The organism is Herbaspirillum sp. GW822-FHT03A08 (assembly GCF_058801885.1).
Genome location: NZ_JBXANR010000003.1, coordinates 475,706 through 498,086, shown reverse-complemented (window position 1 = coordinate 498,086; position 22,381 = coordinate 475,706). Strand labels below are relative to the sequence as shown.

Sequence of the window (22,381 nt, the reverse complement as noted above, 5' to 3'; positions counted from 1 at the left end):
CTTTCAGCTCAGGACTGCGGATTAGTAACCGCCCTTTTTGCCGACGCCGGCGAAAGTGAAGTCATACGTCAGTTCAAATGGCTTGAACCATGGGCCGACGCCGGTTTCCTTATCGACGTGACGGCCGAAATGCCCCGATGGTGGAGCGATAGTCAGTTTCAGTTTGTACTTGCCCGGACCGTCGAGCTTGACGTTGTCGCCATAGTGAGGACCGTCACTGGCCACCATTGCCATCATGTCGCCCTTGATGACCTTGGCCGAACCGGCCTTGGTCAGTTCGAACTTGATGTTCAGGTAAGGCATCCAGTCGCCTTCGGCAAAGCCGTTAGGATTCTTGGCGACGGCGCGGATATCGGCTTCCAGATGGACGTCCGATTCTTCGGCTTTACGCATCATGCCGTCCGGTTCCATCTTGATCGGCTGCAGGTACACCGCGCTGACTTCCATGCCGCCCTGAATCTGCGGTTTGCCGATAGGATATTCGGCTGCGCTGGCAGCAGCCATGGCTGCAAACATGGCGGCGGCGACTGCGATTTTTTTGATACCGATCATATGATTTCTCTCCGACTCGTTAGATGATAATGATTACCATTAAAGTATAGCATCATCTGAGGTAACGCACCTCATACCATCGTATGAGAAGCATAAGAAAACCTGAGCGAGCAAGTGACCGGAAGTCCTGCTGAAAAAGCGACGGGCAATAAAAAACCCGCACCTTGCGGCGCGGGTTAAATCTAATTCAGGGGATGAATTAGAGGGGGGAGATGCAAAGATATACCCGCCCTCGCCCCACTTCTAGGTCTCTTACAAAGTGTTACGGATATTAACAAGTCTTGATGTCCGGGCCGACCGGTGCACAAGCGTACCAGTAGCCGTTACTGAGGGATTCCCAGGTCGATGACTGGACGCCGGTCTAGCCGGCCGGGCCCACTTTTCCCCAAACCGATATTTCAACGATAAAGAACGGTTCATATCCACATTTAAACACAAATATCTAAATTGTTAACAATCTACAGTTTACAATTAATGGTCCATGTGCAAAAATCTGTTCATTCAAACCCAGTTGGCGGATCACCTCACCTTGATTCCGCCGCCAAGACACCATGGACAAACTCACCCCGCTGCAACTCGTGCAGTCCAACTCACTGACGATGATCATTCAGGGCGAAGTGGAGAAAATGATCCTGCGTGGCGAAATCAACGCCGGCGGACGTCTGAACGAGAGCGATCTGGCCCAGCACTTCGGCATCAGCCGCGGTCCGATCCGCGAAGCGTTTCGCGGACTGGAGGAATCCGGCCTGGTGCGCCAGGAAAAAAATCGCGGCGCCTTTGTGCGCGAGATCTCGGTTGCCGAAGCGGATGAAATCTATGACCTGCGCGAAGCCATGGAAGACCTCATCGGCCGCAAGCTGGCCCAGCGTATTTCAGAAGAACAATTGGCCGAACTCAAGCGCCAGGTCGAACAGATGGAAAAAGTCTCTGCCGGCAAGGACGCCGCGCTCTACCATCCGCTCAATCTGCAATTCCACGACACGCTGGTGAGCTTCACCGGCAACAGCAAGCTGATTGCTGTGTATCGCAAACTCACCAAAGAGTTAATGCTGTTCCGCTTGCGCGGTCTCTCGGCCGGCGGCGGCATGGACGTCTCCAGCAAGGAGCATCGCGAGATCTATAACGCCATCGCCGCGCGCGATGTGGAAAAGGCCGGCGCCATGCTGCGCCGCCATTCCGAGTTGAGCCGCGCGCGCATGCATCGCGCGGCCAACGGCTCACCCAATTAAGGAAGACGTTATGCCCAACAATGTGAATGTCAATCGCCGCAGCTACCGCTGGCCCGATGCGCCGGTAGTTGTGGTGTGCGTCGATGGCTGCGCATTCGATTATCTGGCGGCAGCCGTAGACGCCGGCGTAGCACCCTTCATCGGCAGCATGCTCAGCGACGGCAGCCGTTTCATCGCCGACAGCGTGGTGCCCACCTTCACAAACCCGAACAACCTGTCTATCGTCACTGGTGCGCCACCCGCCGTGCACGGCATCTGCGGCAACTATTTCTTCGACCCTGCCAGCGGCGAAGAAGTGATGATGAACGATCCGAAATATCTGCGCGCCGACACTCTGCTTGCCGCCTTCGCCGATGCCGGCGCCAAGGTTGCCGTCGTCACCGCCAAAGACAAACTGCGCAAACTGCTCGGCCACAAGCTGAACGGCATCTGCTATTCGTCAGAGAAGTCGGATCAGGTCAGCATGGCCGAGAATGGCATTGACGATGTGCTCGATATGGTCGGCTTGCCGGTACCGTCGGTGTACAGCGCCGGCTTATCCGAATTCGTGTTTGCCTCCGGCGTCAAGCTGATGCAGCGCTATCGCCCCGACCTGATGTATCTGTCGACCACCGACTATGTTCAGCACAAGGCTGCGCCCGGCACGCCGGACGCCAATGCCTTCTATCAGATGATGGACGGCTACCTGCAACAGCTGAACGACATGGGCGCTGTCATCGCATTGACCGCCGACCACGGCATGAACGCCAAGCATGCCAACGACGGGTCACCGAACGTGATCTACCTGCAAGACGTGCTTGACGGATGGCTGGGTGAAGGTAAAACCCGCGTGATCCTGCCGATCACCGATCCCTATGTTGTGCATCACGGCGCGCTTGGCTCCTATGCCACGATCCATTTGCCGGGCGATCTCAACGCACAGGAGCTGATTGCCCGCCTGGCTGCATTGCCAGGTGTAGAAATCGTATTGAACCGCGCGGATGCCGCTCAGCGCTTTGAGCTGCCGCCAGATCGCATCGGCGACATCGTCATCGTCTCGCAACGCGACACCGTGTTGGGAACGGCAGCGGCGCGCCACGATCTCTCCGGCCTGGACGTCCCCCTGCGCTCGCACGGCGGCCTGTCGGAGCAACAGGTTCCGCTGATCCTGAACCGCAAGGTTGAAGGCGTCGCCAGCAATCGCAGGCTGCGCAATTTCGATGCCTTCGATCTGGCGCTTAATCATGTTGCCGCGGCCGCAACAAAGAAAAGAAACGCTGCATGATGGCGAAGTGGCGCCCGTATTGATACTGCTGATACGATAGCGTCGGCTTGATTCGTCAGAATTGCTCACACATGACATTGTCCGCATGAGGTTGTTTTTATGGCACTAAATCTGGAAGACATTGATCGCCTCTTTCGCCAGCACGGCGACACGCAATACACCGGCGAACCGGTCACGCAACTGGAACATGCGCTGCAAACTGCCGCACTGGCGGAACAAGAAGACGCGCCGTCCAGCCTGATCGTCGCCAGCTTCCTGCATGATCTCGGCCATATGCTGGAAGACAACGGCGGCACGCCGACCATCGCCGGTATCGACGACTTGCATCAATACCGCATCCTGCCCTTCCTGCGCCATCTGTTCGACGAAGATGTACTCGCGCCGATCCGTTTGCACGTGGACGCCAAGCGCTATCTGTGCGCTGTCGATCCGGCGTATTTCTCTGCGCTGTCGGCCGACTCCGTGCGCAGCCTGAAACTGCAAGGCGGCATCTTCGACGCGCAACAGGCGCAAGACTTCATCGCCATGCCTTACGCCGCCGATGCCGTACGGCTACGACGCTGGGATGACCTCGCCAAGAAAGCCGACTACGTCACGCCTGACTATGCGCATTTCTCGCACTACGTCGCGCAGTGCGCGCGCGTCTGATGCTGCTCCGATAAATTCTTCTCGCCAGGCATCATGTCTTTCCTGCCGCCCGCCCCGCTGTTCACCCTGGCCGCCGACGCCGCGCAACTGCAAGAATTCAGCGCCTTCATTGCCGAACTGAGCAAGATCAGCGGCGCCATCATTCGCAGCCACTACCTCAGCGGCACTGCGGTCGAATCAAAGCCGGATCAGTCGCCGGTCACCGCCGCAGACCGCGAGACCGAGCAAGCGCTGCGCGCTGCAATCATGGCGCGCTATCCACAGCACGGCATTGTCGGCGAAGAGTTCGGTCCCTATCAGCAGGACGCGGAGTATTGCTGGATCCTCGATCCCATCGACGGCACCAAGGCTTTCGTCACCAACTGCTATATCTTCGGCACACTGATTTCACTGACGTACCGGGGACGGCCGATCATCGGCGCATTGCACAGTCCGCTGATGGAGCACTTGCTAATCGGCACCGCTGCCGGCACCACGCTCAACGGCAAGCCGGTCGGCATGCGCCGCTGCAGCGCCATCGGCGACGCCATGCTGCTGGCCACCGATCACTGGGACATCTTCAAATATCACAATGGGCCGGCCTTCGAAGCATTGTCGCGGCAGGCCCGTCTGTATCGCGGCTGGGGCGACTGCCACGGCTACTTTCAGCTGGCGACCGGCGGCGCCGACATCATGCTCGATCCAGTACTGAAGATCTGGGACATCATGTCCTTCATTCCGATCATCGAAGGCGCCGGTGGACGCATCACCGACTGGCAGGGCAGCACGCCTATCGGTGCAACCTCAATTGTGGCAACCGCGGGGACCATTCACGACGATGTGCTGCGCGCACTCAACCCCTGAGCCCATCCATCGGACGCGGCAGCCAGATGCGGAAGGTGCATCCAGCTTCATCGGTATCGATCAGCATCAGCGTACCCTTGTGCATCTCGATCAGGCGCTTGGCCAGCGCCAGTCCCAGGCCTGTTCCTGATTGACCGGATACGGCGCGACCACGGTAATAACGCTCGAAAATCAGCGCCCGCTCTTCCGGTGGAATGCCGGGACCGTTGTCGGCAACATCGATGGTCCAGCCATCCTCCGCCGTCAATGCGGTAATGCGTATTTCCGCATCCGGTTGGGTGTACTTCACGGCATTGTCTGCGAGCGTACGCAAGGACAAGCGCAGCAAATCACGATCGGCCCAGATGAACTCAGGAACACTCTCCTTGTTCAATACGAACATGTGCCCGTCCGCCAGCGGCTGCGCAGCAGCAATGGCGTCTTCCAGCAAGGGCAGCAGCAAGGTCTCTTCGGCGCGCACGCCATAAGAAAAAATGTCCAGCCGGTTGCTGCTCAGGTAGTTGTCGAACAGGGAAGAAAGACGATCCGTCGCCTGGCGGATTTTCTCCAACCGCGCCTGCGTCTTTACCGACGCGTTCCCGGCAATCGCTTCGCGCGACAGGTTCTGCGTCGTTGCGTCGATCACGGCCAGCGGCGTACGCAGTTCATGCGATACCGTTGCGATGAACTGTCGCTGCTCCTCATAGGCGGCACGCTCATGCGATAGCGCGGTCTCGACGGTTTTCATGGCCTGCAACAAGTCGTCGGTGCGCGCGGCGACTTCACGTTCCAGCTCCTGCTCGGCACGCTGCGACATTACCAGCAACTGCTTCTGCGCCTGATCTTTAGCCGTGCGCAAGGCGTAATAGCGCCGGCTGATTGCGTAGTAGACGATCAGAAAGAACACCATGGAGCTGATGAAGACCGAATATTCCGTCAGCCCGCTGCGTTCCACATAACCCAGAACCTGCAAAAAGCGTACAAACAATCCGGCAAACAGCAACACCCCTGTGATGAAGAAGGCGTAGCGAATCTCGCTGGTGCTCTTGAGCGCCGGCTTGAGCAATACACCGAAAGTCAGCGGCGCGACCAGGAAAGTCACCACCACCAGCATGTTGGCCATCGCCGCAGCGTTATGCCCCATCAGGATCGCGACCGCCAGCACAATCGCATACAGACGGACGGCGCCCACATAGCGCCGCGACAGCTTGGGATACTGCTGCGGCATGCCGAGAAAACGGAACAGGAAATCGATACAGGCCGGCATGCTGAAAGCAAACGCCAGTCCCAGCATCGGCTCAGCCCACTCAGGATGATCGGGGAAGATGTATTGATACAGCAAACCGGTCTCGCCCAGCGTCAACAGGATGCTGCTGAACACATAGATGCCGAACGCGCGGTAGACGCCGTCACGCACTGCCAGCTCGAACCACAGACTGGCCAGCATGAGCATGCCGTACACGCCAAGGAACAGCCCAAGCATCATCTGTTCGCGCCCCACCGCAGCGACGAATTCGGATGGCAGCCACAGGGTCAGGCGTGCAGCTACGGTGTTGTGAGTACGAATCTTGAGATAGAAAGTCTGTGCACCGGTGATGGGAATACTCAGACGGAACACCGGATTTTTGTAAGCAACTTCGCGCTGCGCGAAAGGCACCATCATGCCCGCTTCGCGGATGCTGTAGCTGCCATCGGGATTGGGCATGTAAAGCGTCAGATGTTCCAGCGTTGCCGGTTGTACTTCCAGCAGCCAGGTCGCCTGCCGGCGCGGCGCGCGGCGCGCATCGAAGCGCAGCCAGACGTCGGCCTTGAGCAGGCCTTCGTTGAGTTCGCCGCGCAAGGGAACAAAACGGTCGCTGTTGGCCCGCGACGAGACCTCATCGAAAGTCATCTTCTTGCCGGCGTCGATCAGGATGTCCAGATGCCCTGCCAGTTCCTCCCGGCTGTGGTCGAGCACGACCGGCGCCGCCGCCCAGGAGGGCAAGCACACCAGAAACAATATCAGCAGGAAAAGACGACGCCCGGGTTTCACGAACAGAGCCAGTCACACGAAAAGAGCCGAAAAAGCGAAAAGAAGCGCCACGGGACGGGTCTTTGCGCCCGTCCATGAAGTAGACAACGCCGCATCATAGCAAGTCTGCGGTCAGAACGTCGCCAGCGCATTCACGAACCAGCCCTTGCTCCGATACGACATATCGGTCAGGTCGTCCGAGAAGTTGGTGAAGTTGTAACCCACACCGATTTTGACGTGTTCCGCAACGTGGCGATACACCCCCACCAGATAGCCCGAACGCGCGTCCCCGGCTTCCTTCACACGCAGACGGCGTGCTTCGACCAAGGCATCCCATTCCTTCACGAGATGCAGATCGGCGCGCACCACCCACAAATCGGCACGGCTGGAGAACCAGTCGCCTTCTGTCTTGGAAGCCCGCAATTGTCCCAGGCGCATACCGTACTTGACACCCACCGATAGCCATTTGACCACATCGTACGTCGTGTCGATATTGAGCACATGGCTCTTCTGCGAATAGTCGAGCGCGCCTCCGGAGACGCTGTCGACCTGCCCCGGCGACGGCAGGTTGTAGAAGTAGGTGTACTTGAACAAGGTATTCCAGCGGTCATTGTTGACCGGACGATAGGCTGCACCCAGTACGGTTTCCGTATAGTCGCCATCGTAGAACGCCCCCTGGCTATTGCTGCTGCGCGACAGGTTGAACTTGCCGAGCAGACGCCATGCCGGTGTCCATTGGTATTGCGCCGAATTCTTCAGCAGCCAGGTGCGGCGGCTATTGTCGCCGGCGGTAGCAACGCCGGCACAGTTGCCGTTGATGTCGGTAGTCAGACAGGTTCCCGCCGCCGTCCCCAGAGTCGATGTCTTGTCATTGCGGAATTCGAGCGCTGTGGAATATTTCAGACGATCATCTTTATACGCCGCGCTCAGGCCGATGGCGTCACGCTTGAGATCGCCCGACACCGGATCGGACAAGGTGCCGGTTTCGTATTTGACGCCGAAGGTCCAGCGCTTTTCCGGCGAGAAATCGACACCGAAGGCGTGCGTCAGGCTCTTGGGACCGGCACCGCTGGACCAGCGTGTTTCGCCGAACATGCCGATCTGATCGCTGTAGCGGTAATGCGTACCGGCCGCCAGTGTGCCCTGCCTGCCTGCATAGTTGTTGTCATTGCTCTCGGTTTCCATCGTATAGGTCAGATAGACCGTGCTACGGTCATCGACCTGATAATCACCCGAGAGACGTCCACCGACACCGCCGCTGCCGCCGGACCCCTCCGCGCCCAACCGCAAGCGATTGGTAGCCTGCCAGCTGCCGCCAATGCCGGCGCGGTCATTTTCGCCACGATCGCCGGAACGCGATACCGTTCCCTGTACGAAGCCGTAGCTATCCCAGGATTTGTACTTCAATCCCGGCACGCGCGCTGCGGCTACACCGGCGGCCGACGCCGCATCGGCGGTTGCCCGCGTTTCCGCCGTACCAATGCTCCCCGACGGCAGCAAGGTCGATGCCGGCCCCGTCTGCATGCCGGACAACGGCAACACGCCGTTGCTGGCCGGTGGCGTCGGCGCCGGCATCTTCACGCCATTGCCATCGGATGCAGCAACAGTCTGAACAGACCTCCCTGCCGGCACTGTCATGAAAGCAGGCGACTGCGGCTGCGCAGCCAACATCGCCACCAGCTTTTCCTGCTCGCCATCTTCCAGCGGCCGATAGTCCACACGGACGATGACGTCGCTGCGCGTACCGTTCTGGCTGAGCAGCGGACTGGCGTTGAGAATCACGCCATTGGCATTGGTCGTGGCGCGCTGGTCGCGGCGTATGCCGGCCGAAATACCCCACTCCGCATCAATTTTGTGCCGCACCGCGGCTTCGGCGGCGTTGGCGCTTTGACTGGCGGCGTTGCGGTCATCAACCTTGGCGCTCACCTCCGTAGTATCCGTCACCGGCACCGTACCGGTAAAGCCCTGCTGCCTGGTCGCCTCGCCGCCCGGCATCGCCAGCCCGGGACCGGAGAAACCTGCGCCACGCTGCTGCCAGTACGCCGACAAACGTCCCTTCATGTCGCCGATGTCGGCCAGATCGACGGCAGCATCAAGACGCTCGGCATTGGCGGTCTGGCTGCTCATCAGGCTCTGAGCAAAATCGTAACCGCCGGTCTGCGATGTCAGCGCCGTCGTGCCGAGACCGCTGGAGCGCGCCACTTCAGCCTTGAGCCAGGTGCCCGGTTTATAACGCAGCGTGGCGTCGACGCCTTTGAGGTTCTGGTCGCGGCCGCTTTCGCCCTGGCGGTACAAACTGGTGCCTACGCGCAGATTGTCGTTGAACCAATGACTGGCGCGCAAACCGATCGCGCTGGAGCTGACCTCCGTCAGACCCGGCACGTATTCATAGGTCGCAATCAGATAGACCGGATTGCCGTTGGCAGTTGCGGTCTGGACCAGCGTGCTGCCGTCCGACACCGACGGCAACGGCGCGCGCAAGGTCAATCGTCCCTGCAGGTAATCGATCTCATAATCCTGCGCAGGCGTCAGCGGCGTGCGTTGAATCGCAAGGCCGGAATCCTTGTCGCGCACTTCGATCCACAGGCGCTCGGAGCCTTCGGTCGCATCCAGATGATGCAGGTAATACAGCGAACCGCCGGTGCCGCGGAATTCTTCGCGCGACTGCAAGGTGCCGGGGTCCGCCACGAAGGCATTGACCGTGGTGCGCTTCTCCCCGTAACTGGTGGTCTCCCTGTCATTCCACAGCACATTCGCACCGTACAGACCGCGGCTGTATTGCGTCAGTTCAGTGCCGGTCCATGCGGTCTGGAAATTGCCCCACATGGCGTAGGAATTGTCGTTCTCGATCTTGACGAAGAACTTGCCCTGCGTCGGCGCGTCATCAACGATGGTGCTGTCGTCGCCATAGACCGGATAGTAACGATCAGGATCAATGCGGCGCAACAGATAGTTCGGATCCTTGGTCTGGAAGTTGCTGAACAAATCGCGCAACGGCTGCTCGCGCGTATCGGCGCTGGCGGTCAGCAAGTAGTCGCCCTTGACCTTGCCTTTGAGGTAGAACGCGCCACGGCCATCGACCCAGGTCTCGTTGTTGTAATGCGAGGTATCCGTGGTGACAAGCTGCGCCGGGCCGCTGGTACGATCCCGGCCCATGGTGAGATCAGCAACGGCGAAATAGAACCAGTCCTTGTCCGCAATCGACAGGTTGCGGCGGAAGCTGGCGCCCTCGCCTGCGGCATTCCTGACTGCCACCTCGACCTGATGCGGTCCCGGCGGCAAAATCTGGCGCAACACGAACTTGCCCTTGTCGTCGACCGGCACATGCATGCCCATCGCGGTCACGGTTTCATCCGCTTTGATCTTTTCTCCGCTGATGGTGACGGCACCGCCGCGTGCTGCGATATTTTTCAGATGCAGGCTGGATTCGCCCCAGCCGGATAGTTTTTCGCGCTCGAAGCGCTGGGCATCAAACAAGGGATCGGCCCGGTCCAGCAAGTGCAAAGGCTTGAGCAGCGTTTCATCGAAGCGGCCGCCGGCGTCATAGACACGCACCAGATACACGAGGTCGTCAGGTGCATCATCCGGTGCCTGCCATTGCACGGCATCGCCCACGTTGAACGGGACAACCGCCAGCGGCGTCTCTTGCGTGGACTGTCCTTTGACGAACACCCGCAACTCGGCGCGGCGCAGCCACCACGCGTAGTTGGTGTAGCTGCCGAAATAGATCTCCCGGCCGCGTACCGCCGTGCCCGATACGGCCCAGATGTTGAGCGCCGGCGACACGTTGAGCGGATCGAACTTGATCTGGATATCGGCTTTTTCCAGCGCGACATCGACGCAGCGTTGACGATCAGCTTCTTGCATGCCGGCGTCCAGATTCATCGGCTGGCCATCGACCGTAATAGAGAACGGCAACTCGCCGGCAGCCGGATTGACTCCGCATGGGTTCTGCTGCACCGCTTGCTCACGCATGGCCGGCTCAACCGCTTCGCTGTACCAGACACGGATTTCCACACGGCGATTCTTTGCCATCCCCGCCGGATCATCATTGCCGGCGACCGGCTCGGTTTCACCCTTGCCGCTGGCGGCAAAAGCTTCCGCCGGAATCAGCAAACCTTGCTTCAGGTAGGCGGCCACGGCCAATGCACGTGCCTCCGACAATGCCTGGTTATCGCGATACGTAGGCCGTAGCGCGGGCGCGATCCGTTGGCTGTCGGTATGGCCGACGATGGCGATACGGATGTCGCGTTTGTTCTGCAGGCTTTGGATCAGGCTGCCCAGCACCTCTCTTGAACGCGGCAGCAAGGCCGCTTTGCCAGACTCGAAGTAGCTGAACTCGACGGCATCCTGGATCACGACAGCGCGCTGCGCATCACCTTCCGGCACGGCGTTGCCGAGCATGAGCTTGCGCTCGCCGAGACTCAGCGCAGACGGTTGCAGGTTGTCGAAAACTCCCGACTGTTTCTCACTGTTGGGCGACACTGCGACTTCCCGCACGCGGCTGTGATCGATCATCTTGCCGCGAATATTGAGCGTGTCGTCCTGTGTACCCGCAACTTCCTGTGCGCGAATCGGCAGATACGTCATGCCCAGTGCGCTCAACAGGATCGCCAGTCGCTTGGCGCGAAGATTAAAGCGGCGTCTGGTTTTCATTGCTCACCCTCGGTTTCGATGTTGAGGGTGTACTCGGCTTTCTGGCTCTCCCAGCGTTTGCGCAGTTGCTGACGGATTGCCGCCATGCGCTGCCGGACCAATGCGGCATCGTCACTGCCGGCCTGATAAGCAAGCCGCACCACCGATGGCTTTAGCCTGAGTTGCGCAGGCAAGGCGTCGAATTGCTTCTGCCATTGCGGCTGCAAAGCAGTCTCGCCCGGTTGAAAAGCGCTGTCGCTGAGTTCCAGACGAATCACGCGATGAATCGTGGCGCCGAAATTCAGACGCGTGACCTTGCCGCGCGTGAGGCGGACGTCACGCGGGTTTTCGGTCGTGACGCGATAGCCGGTCGGCAAGGAGCGCTCGTCGAGCTTCATCACAAAATTGGAACCACGATCTTCGTTCGGGATATCCGGACACGGCACATGGAAGCGCCCTTCCGAATCGGTGGTCACCAGCAAACCGCGCGGCGTCACCACGCGCACAGAGGGAATGCCCGGCTCGCCCTGATCCTGGTAGCCGTTGGCGTTACGGTCGTCGAACACTTTGCCGATGATGTCCGGACAATCGAAGGTAGGATCCGGAACGATGCGTACCGTCGCCGTCGCCAGCTGCGACAACATCAGATTGCCGGGATTGCTCAGCGCCCATGCCTGATTGGTGTACGAGCCTTCGCCGACGCCGGAGCCGACCGTCAGAATCAGGCGATAGGTCTTCTTCTCCTTGGGCGCGAAGTTCTGCCGCGGCCAGGTCAGAAGACGACCGTTGACGACAGGCTCTGCTGCGGCGCCGTTCAAGGTCGCACTGCCCAGGCGGTACTTGAATCCGGGAGGAATCTGGTCGCGGATATCGACGCTGGAGATCGCGCCCGACAGCATATTGGTTGCTGTGACGGTATAGGGCACCAGGTCGCCGCGCGCGACGTTCACCAGCGGCGTGGTCTTGGTCACCAGTATCGTGCTGGTGTTGCCCGGATCGAGCGGAATGTGATTGTTCAGGATCGGCGCCGATACGCCGTTGGTGATGTTGAAGCTGAAGTAATACTGCGTGGTCGCCGCACCGCCCGCGACAATGCCGACGCAAGCCCCCGGATTGGCGGTCGGCACCGATACCCCGGGCGCGGTGCCACTGGCCTGCACGGCGGCTGGATTGGGGATGGCGCCGACAATGGCCGTACCGGTGCAAGGAGGCATGGCTGTCGATGGCGCGGGCAGATAGCCCGGTGGCGCTGTCACCGTCAACGTGTAGGCGCCGCTCGGGAAAGCATTCTGGAGCAAGAACTGGTAAAAGCCGTCGCTGCCGACGGTCTGTGTCTGCAACGCCGTTCCGCCGACCAGATGCACGCTCGCGTCGAACCCTGCGGGACCGGTGATGCGGATGACGGCGCCCGCAACCGGTACACGCGTCACAGAGTCATAGATCACGCCGGACGGATCCAGCGGCAGGTTTTGCTCGATCACCTGATCCACTGCCGCGATGGTGATGTTGGTGATCGCGCCGCCGGTGGCCGGGATGATGCCGCGATTGCCGCCGGAGGTGGGCACGGCCGGCAACTGATTACCGTCCTTATTGAAAGTGATTGTGAAATTGGCGCCGGTCGGCAAGCCGCTGGTTTCGTAACCCGGGCAATGCAAATTGTCGAACTGATAGAAGCCGTTGGCGTCGGTGGTGACGGTACAGATCGGCACCCCGCCCTGCGACAACTGCACCGTCCAGCCGAACTGGCCGGCTGCGCTGCCGTCGATCGGACGATTGCGCGAATGATCGCGGTCCAGATAGACATAGCCGTTGACGATAGGCTGCATCACCGTCGCCGCGCTCAACTCGCCGAAGTTGTAATTAGGCAGTACGTCGCCGGCGATGACCACCACGTTGCGAATGACGTCGATATTGCTCGACAGTACCGGCTTGCCCGAGGATGCGCTGCCGGGGTTGCCGCCGGCGACAGTGGTGCGGCCGTCTTTGTACAGCGACGGCTGTATTTCGGTAATGACATAACCGGCTGCATTGCTCGGCTGCAGGCTGGCAAAGTTGTAGCTGCCGTCAGCCGCCGTAGTGGTTGCAACATTGACGGTGGCGCCATTGATGTCGGTGCCGCTCAGCACCATTGACACACCGGCGATGCCCAGCTCCCCGGCATCGACAGCACCGTTGTTGTTGGCATCGATATAGACCTTGCCGGAGACGACGCCGATCAGGACAGGAATTTCACCGAAGTTGTTGTCTACGGAGATCGTATTGGCGCCGGTCAGGTTGACCGCCGAGATCACCGACGGCGTTACGCCGGTTGCCGTCGCCGTACCGCCGGTCGATCCGGCGGTGGTAATGCCGTTGGTGGTGCGCGCCGGTTGCGTCGGCTCGGTAACGATATAGGTGCCTTCGGCCAGGCCGGTAAAGGTATAGCGGCCGTCGGAGCCGCTAACGATACTGCGCGGAGCAATCGCCACGCCGTTGATATCGGTGCCGGTCAGCGTCAGCGTGACATTGGCAAGAGCGCTGTCGGCGCTATTGAACAATCCGTCATTATTGGCATCGCCGAATACACGGCCGGACACCTGACGACCGCTCGGCACCTCCGCAAAATTGTTGCCGCTGCTATTGGTTGCCGGCGGCAGCACGATATTTGCGATCACGCTGGGGGCGACGGTGACGGCGGTCGGCGTACCGGCGGTGCCGCCGTTGCCGACTGCGCCGGCAATGGTGCGTCCGCCGACGGTGCCGGCCGGTTGCGTCGGTTCGCGGACGGAATACGTCCCTGGCGCGAGATTGGTGAAACTGTAGGCGCCGGTTGCATCGGTCGTGGTTGTCGCTACGACTGCACTGAGATTGTTGAGCAGCTGAACCGTCACGCCGGCGATGGCCGTGTCGGCCAGATCCTGCACACCATTGTTGTCCAGATCCAGAAACACCTTGCCGCTGATCGACGACAGCACGACTTCGGCGAAGTTGTTGCCGTTCGAGGACGTCACCTTGCCGCTGCCATCCTTGAGCAGGATGATGTTGGCAATCCGGCTTGGCGTGGTGGCGACATTAGTGGCGACGCCGGGCGTGCCGAAACCGGCATTGGTCAGCGCGCCGCTGGTTGTGATGCCGTTGGTGGTGCCGGCCGGCTGTGTCGTTTCCGTGACGGTGTAGCTGCCTGCCGAGAGCGCATTGAAAACATAGTTGCCCAGCGCGTCGGTGGTGGCGGTCAGCGGCGCAATGGCAGTGTCATCGCCGCCGCCCGCCACGCCATTGGCGCCGTAGCTGGTGCCGGTCAGCGTGATGGATACCGACGCCAGCGCAGTGTCCGTACCGAGCTCAAAGGTGCCGTTGGGTACGACGTTGTTGTCCTTGAACACTTTGCCGGTGATCGAGCCCAGCGGCGTGATGTCCAGATTGGCCGTCGCCGGTTGCACGCTGTTGCCGACGCTGGTGGTCAGCGCGCCACTGGGAATGAAATTGTTGTACGAGCCCAGCGTGGCGCCCGTGACGTCGACGTTGATCGTGCAACCGCCGGCAGGAATGCTGGCGCCATTCGCGTAGGTCACCGTGCCGCTGCCGGCGACAGCGGTCACGCTGCCCATGGTGCAGGTGCCGCTCAGATTATTAGGCGCCGCCACGACGATGTTGCCGGGCGATGTCGGCAAGGTGTCGGTCAGCGCCGAGCTCAATGTGACGGCCGTCGGATTGGTGTTGCCGAGGACGATGGTCAGCGTCGACTTGTCATTGGCGGCAATTGCCACCGGATTGAATTGCTTGTTGACCGTCGGCGGATCGAGCAGACTCAGCGTTGCGCTGGCCGGTGCGGTATTCGTCACGCCTTGCGCGGTCGTCATCGTCCCTGCCGGGATGGTATTGACGTAGACGCCGCTGATATTGCTGACGACATCGAACTTGAGGGTACAGACGGCTCCGCCGGTCGCCGGCAAGGTCGCACCGGTCAGTGCCACGAAGGTGGCGGAAACCGGCGCCGAGACCAATGCCCCGCCACAGTTGGTGGCCGAAGCGTTGGGCGTTTGCGCGACCACGAGATTGGCCGGCAGCACGTCGGTCAACACAGCGCTGGTCAGCGCGACGTTGTTGCCGTTGCTCATGGTGATCGTGACAGTGGACGGTATACCGGGCCGGACCGACGCCGGTGAAAACGTCTTGACGACCGTCACCGGCTGGCGCACTTCCAGTGTCGCTGAGCTGGCAACCGGATTAGAGACCGGGCTGCCGCCGACAACGCCGGTGAAGTCGCCAACCTGAATCGTATTGACGAAGCTGCCTGCCGTACCCGCCACCACATCGATCTCGACGTCGCACGTCGTCGAGGTGCCGGTGGCTGCTGCAGCCAGCGTACCGCCGGTGATGCTCAGCGTCGTCGGCGTCGGCGCAGTGACGATGGCGCCGGTACAGGTCGTCGACGGATTGGCGCTGGCCGGCACCGTGATGCCGGCCGGGAAATTGTCGACCGCGCTCAGGTTGGTCAGCGCGATTGCACCCGGATTGATGAAGGTCAGGCGTAAACGCGTACGGTCGCCCGGCTTGGTGACCGCAGGGTTAAAGCTCTTGATCACGCCGATGTTGCCGCCGGCTGCAAGACTGGTCACCGTTGCGGTGGTGTTGCTGATGCCCTGGCTGGTCGTCACCGCGCCGACAGGAATCGTGTCTTGCACAGTGCCCGACGTGTTCAAGGTGACATTGGCGGTGATCGTGCACGAACCACTGGCGGCAATCGATGCATTCGTCAGATTCACGGTGGTGCCGCCGGCAGCGCCGGTCACAATGCCGCTGGCGCAGGTGGTGGCAAGGTTGGGAGAAGCGGCCAGTCGCATCCCCGTCAGGGCGCCGCCCGACGAACCATCGACCGTGAAGTAGTTGGACAAGCTCAGATTGGTGACTGCCAGCGTGCCGTTATTGATCGTCACCGTCAGTACGCTGGTCGCACCGGGTGCCGGCAGATTGTTCGGCGTCGTGTTGTTGGTGACGGTCACGGAACCCGCCGTCGTATTGTTCAGCGTCGCCGTCACCGGCAGTACGTTGCGCACGCCGCCGGTGGCGGTCACATCTCCCACCGCAAGCGTATTGACCCAGTTGCCGCTGCCTGTCGCCACGATATCGAACAGCAAATCGCAGGCGCCATGTCCTTGCAGCACCACGCCGCTGATCGATGCCGAACTTGCTCCGGCTGTTGCACTAATGACGGGCGAACCGCCGCAGGTGTTATAGGCATTCGACGGCGTCGCCACCACCATGCCGGCGGGGAACGTATCGATTGCGCTGACATTATTCAGCGTACCCGTATCCACGTTGCTTAAATTAATGCGCACCGTTGACCGGCCGCCGGAGCGAATCGTATTGGGCGTAAAAAACTTGCTGCTGCTGAGTGCCGACGTATAGGTCAGACTAGCGCTGACCGGACCTGGGCTGCTGATGGCGGCGGTGTTGCCGTCCGCATAGGTCTGCGTGCCCGCCAGCGCACCGGCCGGCAAGGTATTGATGTAGGTTCCCGCAGGACCGATCACCTTGACCTGCACCTGGCAGGTGCCGAAAGCGCCGGTGCCATTGCCGGCACGTGCCGGAATCGTTCCGCCGCTCATGGTGATGCTGGTCGCACCGGGCGTTGCCGTCAGGGTGGCGCCGGCACAGGTGGTTGAAGCGCTTGCCGGGTTGGCGATCACGATCTGCTGTCCGGCGGCACCCGGCAAATTATCGGTGAAGCCGGCGTTGGTGATGGCTTGCGCAGTGATGTTGGTCAGCGTGAGAGTCAGCAGCGAGACCGTGCCCTCGCCTGCTGTGGCCGGGTTGAAGTTCTTGGCGATGGTGATGCCGGAGTTGGTGGTCGATACCGCCGCATTGGAAGCCGCCGTATTTTTCACTGCACCGGTGCCGGCGTTGTTGGCGGGAATCGTGTTGTTCAGCGTGACGTTAATGCCGGAGTTCTTGGGCGCCATGGCCCAGAAAGTGACGGTACACACCGCTGCGTCGGCGCCGGTGCCGGCCGGCACGGTCCCGATCGTGAACTGCGGATTGGTTTGCGACGCCGGCAAGCCGGGAATATTGCTCGACAAACCGGTACATCCGGCACCCGATAAGACCGGTGGCGAAGGCAGGGTCGGCAAGGCGAACACCCCCGCCGGCAAGGGGTCGGTCAGCACCACGTTGTTCAGCACTTGTGCAGCGTAGTTGCTGATGCGGACGCTGTACTGAATCGGATTGCCCGGTGCAACATTGGTCGGGCTGACATCCTTGTTGATCAACAACTGATCCACCACGGTGACGCTGGCAGCCGTCTGCTGGCTGATGATGGTGTTGTCGGTAGTGGTGACCGCCCCTTGCGCGATGGTATTGGTGAAGGTCTGCGGTTGCCCTGCGGTTTGCAAGGAACCAGTGAACGGTACACTGATCTGGCAATTGCCCCCGGCAGCAATAGTGCCGCCGTTCATGGTGAAACCGGTATTGGCGCCGTTGACCACGAACGTGCCGCCACAGGTGCTGCTGGGGGCGCCGGTAATTTTCAGACCGTAGGCGGCGTTGCCGATGCTATCGATCAGATTGTCCGGCAAACTGGTCAGCGTGATTGGCGCAAGCCCGTCATTGTCGAGCGTAATCTGCAATGTCGATTGCTGACCGGCGCTGACGGTGCCCAAGACAAAGCGTTTAAATACGCGCAGCACGGAGTTGATGTCGAGGTTGGCAGTCGCATCGCCGCCCGGCACCAGTCCGCGCTTGTTGCCGAAATCGTTGGTGCGGTCGATTCTGTTTTGTACCGTATTGCTATAGACGCCGTTGGTGCTGGTGCCGACCACATCCACCGCCAGCGTACATGATCCACCGGCGGCAACGGTGCCGCCGCTGGCCAGCAGTGTGGTCGCACCGGCCGCCGGTGCAAATGCCGGCGCCACACCGGCGCCCGTACATGTCGCAGCGGCGTTCGGCGTGGCGGCGACTTCCAGTCCGGCAGGCAATACGTCGCGCAAGGCGTAGGCCGGCGTATCGCCGCCGCTGTTGAGCGGCAGATTGACCGTAGTGCTGCCGTTGGCAATGACCATGCTCAGGCGCACCGTCTTGCCGCGCACAACGCTGCCGGCGGAGAAATTCTTGCTGATGGTCGGCAACGCCATGTCATTGATGGTGATCGACTGTTGCGCCGCGCTGGAGTTGTCGACGGCGCCGGTATTGTCGTTGCCGGTGACCGCATGCACGCCGATAGTGTTGACGAATGCGTTATTGCGCACCAGCGAAGTGACTTCAACATCGATGTCGCACTTGCCGCTGCTGCCACCTGACAGCGCAATCGGCACCGTGCCACCGGCGAAAGCGATCGTGTTGCCGCCCAGAGGGGCCGTCACCAGACTCAGCGGAGGATTCGTGGTCACGCCGTTGCCGTCCACGCAGGTAATCGACTTGACGCCGACGCCGGCGACCTTGATTTGCGAAGGCATGGTGTCGACAAAACTGACGCCCGTCACATCCGATAAGGGGTTGCTGTTGGTCAGCGTGATGCGGAACGCCGTCACGTCGCCGGGATTGATCGGGTTGCCGTAAGTTGGCGTGATGTTCATCGACACATCGAGCGCCGCTTGTGCCTGCCCGGCAAAGGTCAAAGAGGCGAACGCAAGCACCAGCGACGCAAAGGTGCGCACGGCGACGATGCCGCGCTCAGCAACGGCGCCTGCATTATTCGCAATATCCGTGCAACCAAGGAAGCCGGCAAATCGGCCGACAAAAAACAAACGACGCATGACGAACTTGATGTTTTATTATTAATTAAATAGACTGCTGCGTATCCCTCCGGTTGTCCGGTCCCGCAGCCTCGCGCAGCATGTTGCCGCAGCACATGCAAATACTTCTGAACGCCGGGATTCTGATAGAAATTCCTCAGATTTTTCTGACAAATTCCGACGCCCCCTGACAACTTCTGACAAATCCTGACGCGATCAAACGCGTCCGGTCAGGCAGTGGTAACATTCGCCCCAAATAAAGAGAAAACGCCGGAGACGCTTAGGAGCTCAGGGGTAGGAATATGGCGAGGGTTTTGCTGCTGGAAGACGAGGCCGATCTGCGTGCAGAGGTGGCCGACTTTCTCCATAGCGAAGGGCATCAGGTACTGGAAGCCGGCAACGTGGCGGAGTTTTGCCCTCAGATCGACATGGCGGATATCGCCATCATCGATGTGGGCCTGCCTGACGGCGACGGTTTTGATGTCGCAGAAGATTTGCGCAAATCGCATCCGCAAATCGGCACCATCATGCTGACCGCACGCGGCAGCATCGACGACAAAATCAAGGGTTTAAAAAAAGGCGCAGATCAGTACCTGATCAAGCCGGTACGACTCAGCGAACTTTCTGCTTATGTCGGCGCGATCGTGCGCCGTGTCGCGCGCACCACCTGGCAATTGAATCTGATCGAACGCTGTCTGTACGCCCCCGGCGGCCACGCGGAAAACATGAGCGCGCTGGAGATGACGCTGCTGGAATTATTGGCGCGCAATGCCGGCCAGGTGGTCCACCGCCCTGCCATCGCCAAAGCCTTCGGCAGCAACTGGATCGACTACGACGAACGCCATCTCGATCAACTGGTCAGCCGCTTGCGCCGCCGCTGGCAAAGCCGCACCGGGGAGAAACTCCCGCTGCGCACCGAACATGGCCAGGGTTATAGCTTTTGCGTCGATATTGACGTGCTCTGACATCTCCTGCGCCTGCCTATTCCAGCTTCGCCCCCGCTTCTTCCCGCTTCCCTACCTGAACGCATCACTCTGCCGACACGTGTTAGTCACGCTGTCCGACGCCATATCACGGCGACCTCCGACTGCCATGTCGACAACGAAAGCATAGGATTTGAAGACGTCGCCCGCCTGGCTGCCGACCCTACTTCAAGGAGCAGACAATGAAACATAAATTGATCGCCGTCATCGCCGTCGCCGCATTCAGTACGGCCGCCTATGCGCAAACATCAAGCCAGTCCGGCAGCGGAATGAACAATGGTTCGTCCGGTACCAGCAGCGCTACCGGCAGCAGCAATTCAACAGGCACAAACAGTTCCGGCTCTGTGAATCAATCAGGCAGCAACAGCAAATCGAAATCGAAATCGAACAACAACAGCCAGCGCTCCGGCCAGACCAACGGCAGCATAAATGGCACCACGACACCGAACGGTTCCAATGGCGGCATGACCAGCGGCGGTTCCGCTGGCGGCGGCGCTAGCGGTGCAAGCGGCACCGGTGGAGGCGCAGGCACCGGTGGAGGCGCAGGATCGGCGTCGGGCGGCAACGCCGGCGGTGCGGGTGGCGGTGCCGGCAGCGGCCGCTGATCATTTCGACGCTGCGACCTCTTCCGAACGATTTTCATAACAGCGACCAGCCGCGCTCGCACGGCATCAAGCCATGGATTGATGCCTGAGAAAAAGAGCCTCTTCTGTACGAGGCTCTTTTGCCCGTTCCTTTCTTCCGACAACACACATTCAATATTGGCAAAGTGGAAATTATTTCGCCGGTTTTGATATTGGCTTTCAGTTTTTTTTCATTATTCGGGATCGTTTGCCGGTGCTAGCATCGCCTCCAGTCCAATAGCCGCAACGCCGACGCGCGAGCGATTCGTCGCAGCAGGCAGGCACAAGAACGAAAAATGGGAACGAGAGACGCATGAAAAACTGGAAAGTCGGGACACGCCTTGCCGCAGGCTTTGGTGTGGTGCTTGTATTGATGGTGATTGTCGCTGCGATGGGAATCTGGCGCTTGCAATCAGTCGCCGACGCCACCAACGCGATGATGCAAATGCCGCTGGCAAAGGAGCGCCTGATCAGCGACTGGTATTCGAACATTTCCACGTCCATCACACGCACGACAGCCATTGCACGCAGCACCGATCTCAGCCTGGCCACGTATTTCGAAGCGGCCGTCAGCGACTCTGCCAAACGCGCCGGCGAGTTGCAAAGCAAAGTACAAGGCCTGCTACGCACCCCTGAAGAGCAAAAGCTGTTCGCAGATATCGATGCCGGCCGCAAAGCTTATCAGGCTGCCGGCAGCAATATCCTGGCGTTGCGCGCCGAAGGAAAATTGTTTCAGGCGAAGAACGCTTTCGAGAAGGATTACCTTCCCAGCGCGACACGCTATCAGGCTTCCATCGACAAACTGCTGCGCCTGCAAAGACAAGGCATCAACGACGTCGCTGTCGGCATTGATGCGACCTATCGCTCCAGCCGCCTGATCTTGCTGACGCTGACCGGTGTAGCGCTGTTGTGCGGATTGCTTGCCGCAATGCTGCTGACACGCAGCCTGCTCCGGCAACTGGGTGGAGAACCGGCTCATGCGGTACACGTCGCCGACCGCATTGCTGCCGGCGATCTCACCGAACATATTCCGCTTGGCGCCAATGACGACTTCAGCCTGATGCATGCGATGAAGACCATGCAGGCCAACCTTGCGCACTCGGTCGATCACATCAAGCAATCGGCGGAAACCATCGGCACGGCGTCGAAGGAAATTTCAGTCGGCAATCTCAACCTGTCTTCGCGCACGGAACGGCAGGCAGGATCTTTGCAGGAAACGGCATCCGTCATGCAGCAGCTTACTTCGGTGGTGAAGAAGAATGCGGAAAACGCCCAGCATGCTAATCAGCTGGCGGCATCCGCGTCGCAAGTCGCTATCGCCGGCGGCAACGCGGTGAATCAGATGGTAGGAACGATGGCGACGATCAATGAATCCTCGCGCAAAATCGTGGACATCATTTCAGTGATCAACGGCATCGCCTTCCAGACCAACATCCTGGCACTCAATGCAGCAGTGGAAGCTGCGCGCGCCGGCGAACAAGGCCGCGGCTTTGCCGTCGTTGCCACTGAAGTGCGCGCCCTCGCCCAACGCTCGGCGAGTGCAGCAAAAGAAATCAAGGGATTGATTGACGACTCGGTCGGCAAGATCGTGTCCGGCCGGACACTGGTGGAAGAAGCCGGCTCAACCATCGGCCAGGTGGTGGAAAGCATTCAGACTCTGAGTCAGTTCGTCGCCGACATCAGCAACGCCAGCGCCGAGCAAAGCACCGGCATTGAACAGGTCAATCAGGCCATCATGCAAATGGACGACGTCACGCAGCACAATGCAGCGCTGGTGGAAGAAGCAACCGCCGCCGCGCAATCGCTGCTGGATCAGGCGGGTTCGCTGGTGAAGGTGGTCAACACTTTCAAAGTGTCTTCATCGCGGGACATGGTCCTGCTGGCCTGAAGAGAGAATCGCGC

Annotated in this window: 11 protein-coding genes; 7 read left to right on the top strand and 4 right to left on the bottom strand. The window is 60.2% G+C overall.

Annotated features, from left to right (window positions below):
• Positions 1–21: 21 nt before the first annotated feature.
• Positions 22–552 carry an iron transporter gene (locus tag AC1RN6_RS11405; protein ID WP_493005363.1) on the bottom strand — a complete coding sequence of 177 codons (531 nt, stop codon included), beginning with the start codon at positions 550–552 and terminating at the stop codon, positions 22–24.
• 551 nt (positions 553–1,103) lie between these two features.
• Between AC1RN6_RS11405 and AC1RN6_RS11400 the strand changes: the two genes are divergently transcribed.
• The 4 genes from AC1RN6_RS11400 (at position 1,104) to AC1RN6_RS11385 (ending at position 4,536) form a co-directional block, all read left to right on the top strand.
• Complete coding sequence (locus AC1RN6_RS11400) at positions 1,104–1,781, top strand: phosphonate utilization associated transcriptional regulator (RefSeq protein ID WP_493005361.1); 678 nt, start codon at positions 1,104–1,106, stop codon at positions 1,779–1,781.
• Between the two features lie 10 nt (positions 1,782–1,791).
• Entirely contained in the window at positions 1,792–3,045 is a 1,254-nt protein-coding gene (gene phnA, locus AC1RN6_RS11395) for a phosphonoacetate hydrolase (protein ID WP_493005359.1), read from the top strand.
• 99 nt (positions 3,046–3,144) lie between these two features.
• Positions 3,145–3,693: a phosphonate degradation HD-domain oxygenase gene (locus tag AC1RN6_RS11390; RefSeq protein WP_493005358.1), complete on the top strand. Its 549-nt coding sequence runs from the start codon at positions 3,145–3,147 to the stop codon at positions 3,691–3,693.
• Between the two features lie 33 nt (positions 3,694–3,726).
• Positions 3,727–4,536 (top strand): inositol monophosphatase family protein, encoded by an 810-nt coding sequence (locus AC1RN6_RS11385; RefSeq protein ID WP_493005357.1) that lies wholly within the window; start codon positions 3,727–3,729, stop codon positions 4,534–4,536.
• Here AC1RN6_RS11385 and AC1RN6_RS11380 read toward each other — a convergent pair.
• From AC1RN6_RS11380 to AC1RN6_RS11370, 3 genes are all read right to left on the bottom strand, one after another.
• Positions 4,526–6,547, bottom strand: coding sequence for a sensor histidine kinase (locus tag AC1RN6_RS11380; RefSeq protein ID WP_493005356.1), 2,022 nt, complete (start codon positions 6,545–6,547; stop codon positions 4,526–4,528). The two genes, AC1RN6_RS11385 and AC1RN6_RS11380, sit on opposite strands and share 11 nt — an antisense overlap.
• Before the next feature lie 111 nt (positions 6,548–6,658).
• Positions 6,659–11,182 (bottom strand): OmpA family protein, encoded by a 4,524-nt coding sequence (locus AC1RN6_RS11375; protein ID WP_493005354.1) that lies wholly within the window; start codon positions 11,180–11,182, stop codon positions 6,659–6,661.
• Positions 11,179–18,894 carry a DUF7933 domain-containing protein gene (locus AC1RN6_RS11370; RefSeq protein WP_493005352.1) on the bottom strand — a complete coding sequence of 2,572 codons (7,716 nt, stop codon included), beginning with the start codon at positions 18,892–18,894 and terminating at the stop codon, positions 11,179–11,181. The genes AC1RN6_RS11375 and AC1RN6_RS11370 overlap by 4 nt, the downstream gene beginning before the upstream one ends.
• 281 nt (positions 18,895–19,175) lie before the next feature.
• Here AC1RN6_RS11370 and AC1RN6_RS11365 point away from each other — a divergent pair, with 281 nt between their 5' ends.
• From AC1RN6_RS11365 to AC1RN6_RS11355, 3 genes are all read left to right on the top strand, one after another.
• Positions 19,176–19,838 carry a response regulator transcription factor gene (locus tag AC1RN6_RS11365; protein WP_493005350.1) on the top strand — a complete coding sequence of 221 codons (663 nt, stop codon included), beginning with the start codon at positions 19,176–19,178 and terminating at the stop codon, positions 19,836–19,838.
• Between the two features lie 200 nt (positions 19,839–20,038).
• Entirely contained in the window at positions 20,039–20,461 is a 423-nt protein-coding gene (locus AC1RN6_RS11360) for a hypothetical protein (RefSeq protein WP_493005348.1), read from the top strand.
• Between the two features lie 331 nt (positions 20,462–20,792).
• Positions 20,793–22,367 carry a methyl-accepting chemotaxis protein gene (locus AC1RN6_RS11355; RefSeq protein ID WP_493005347.1) on the top strand — a complete coding sequence of 525 codons (1,575 nt, stop codon included), beginning with the start codon at positions 20,793–20,795 and terminating at the stop codon, positions 22,365–22,367.
• The last annotated feature ends 14 nt before the right edge of the window (positions 22,368–22,381 follow it).

Bases quoted from the DNA above. Each gene is read 5' to 3' on its own strand.
- AC1RN6_RS11375 (WP_493005354.1), bottom strand. From the start codon at position 11,182: ATGAAAACCAGACGCCGCTTTAATCTTCGCGCCAAGCGACTGGCGATC.
- AC1RN6_RS11400 (WP_493005361.1), top strand. From the start codon at position 1,104: ATGGACAAACTCACCCCGCTGCAACTCGTGCAGTCCAACTCACTGACG.
- AC1RN6_RS11390 (WP_493005358.1), top strand. From the start codon at position 3,145: ATGGCACTAAATCTGGAAGACATTGATCGCCTCTTTCGCCAGCACGGC.
- AC1RN6_RS11355 (WP_493005347.1), top strand. From the start codon at position 20,793: ATGAAAAACTGGAAAGTCGGGACACGCCTTGCCGCAGGCTTTGGTGTG.
- AC1RN6_RS11370 (WP_493005352.1), bottom strand. From the start codon at position 18,894: ATGCGTCGTTTGTTTTTTGTCGGCCGATTTGCCGGCTTCCTTGGTTGC.
- AC1RN6_RS11405 (WP_493005363.1), bottom strand. From the start codon at position 552: ATGATCGGTATCAAAAAAATCGCAGTCGCCGCCGCCATGTTTGCAGCC.
- AC1RN6_RS11360 (WP_493005348.1), top strand. From the start codon at position 20,039: ATGAAACATAAATTGATCGCCGTCATCGCCGTCGCCGCATTCAGTACG.
- AC1RN6_RS11365 (WP_493005350.1), top strand. From the start codon at position 19,176: ATGGCGAGGGTTTTGCTGCTGGAAGACGAGGCCGATCTGCGTGCAGAG.
- phnA (WP_493005359.1), top strand. From the start codon at position 1,792: ATGCCCAACAATGTGAATGTCAATCGCCGCAGCTACCGCTGGCCCGAT.
- AC1RN6_RS11385 (WP_493005357.1), top strand. From the start codon at position 3,727: ATGTCTTTCCTGCCGCCCGCCCCGCTGTTCACCCTGGCCGCCGACGCC.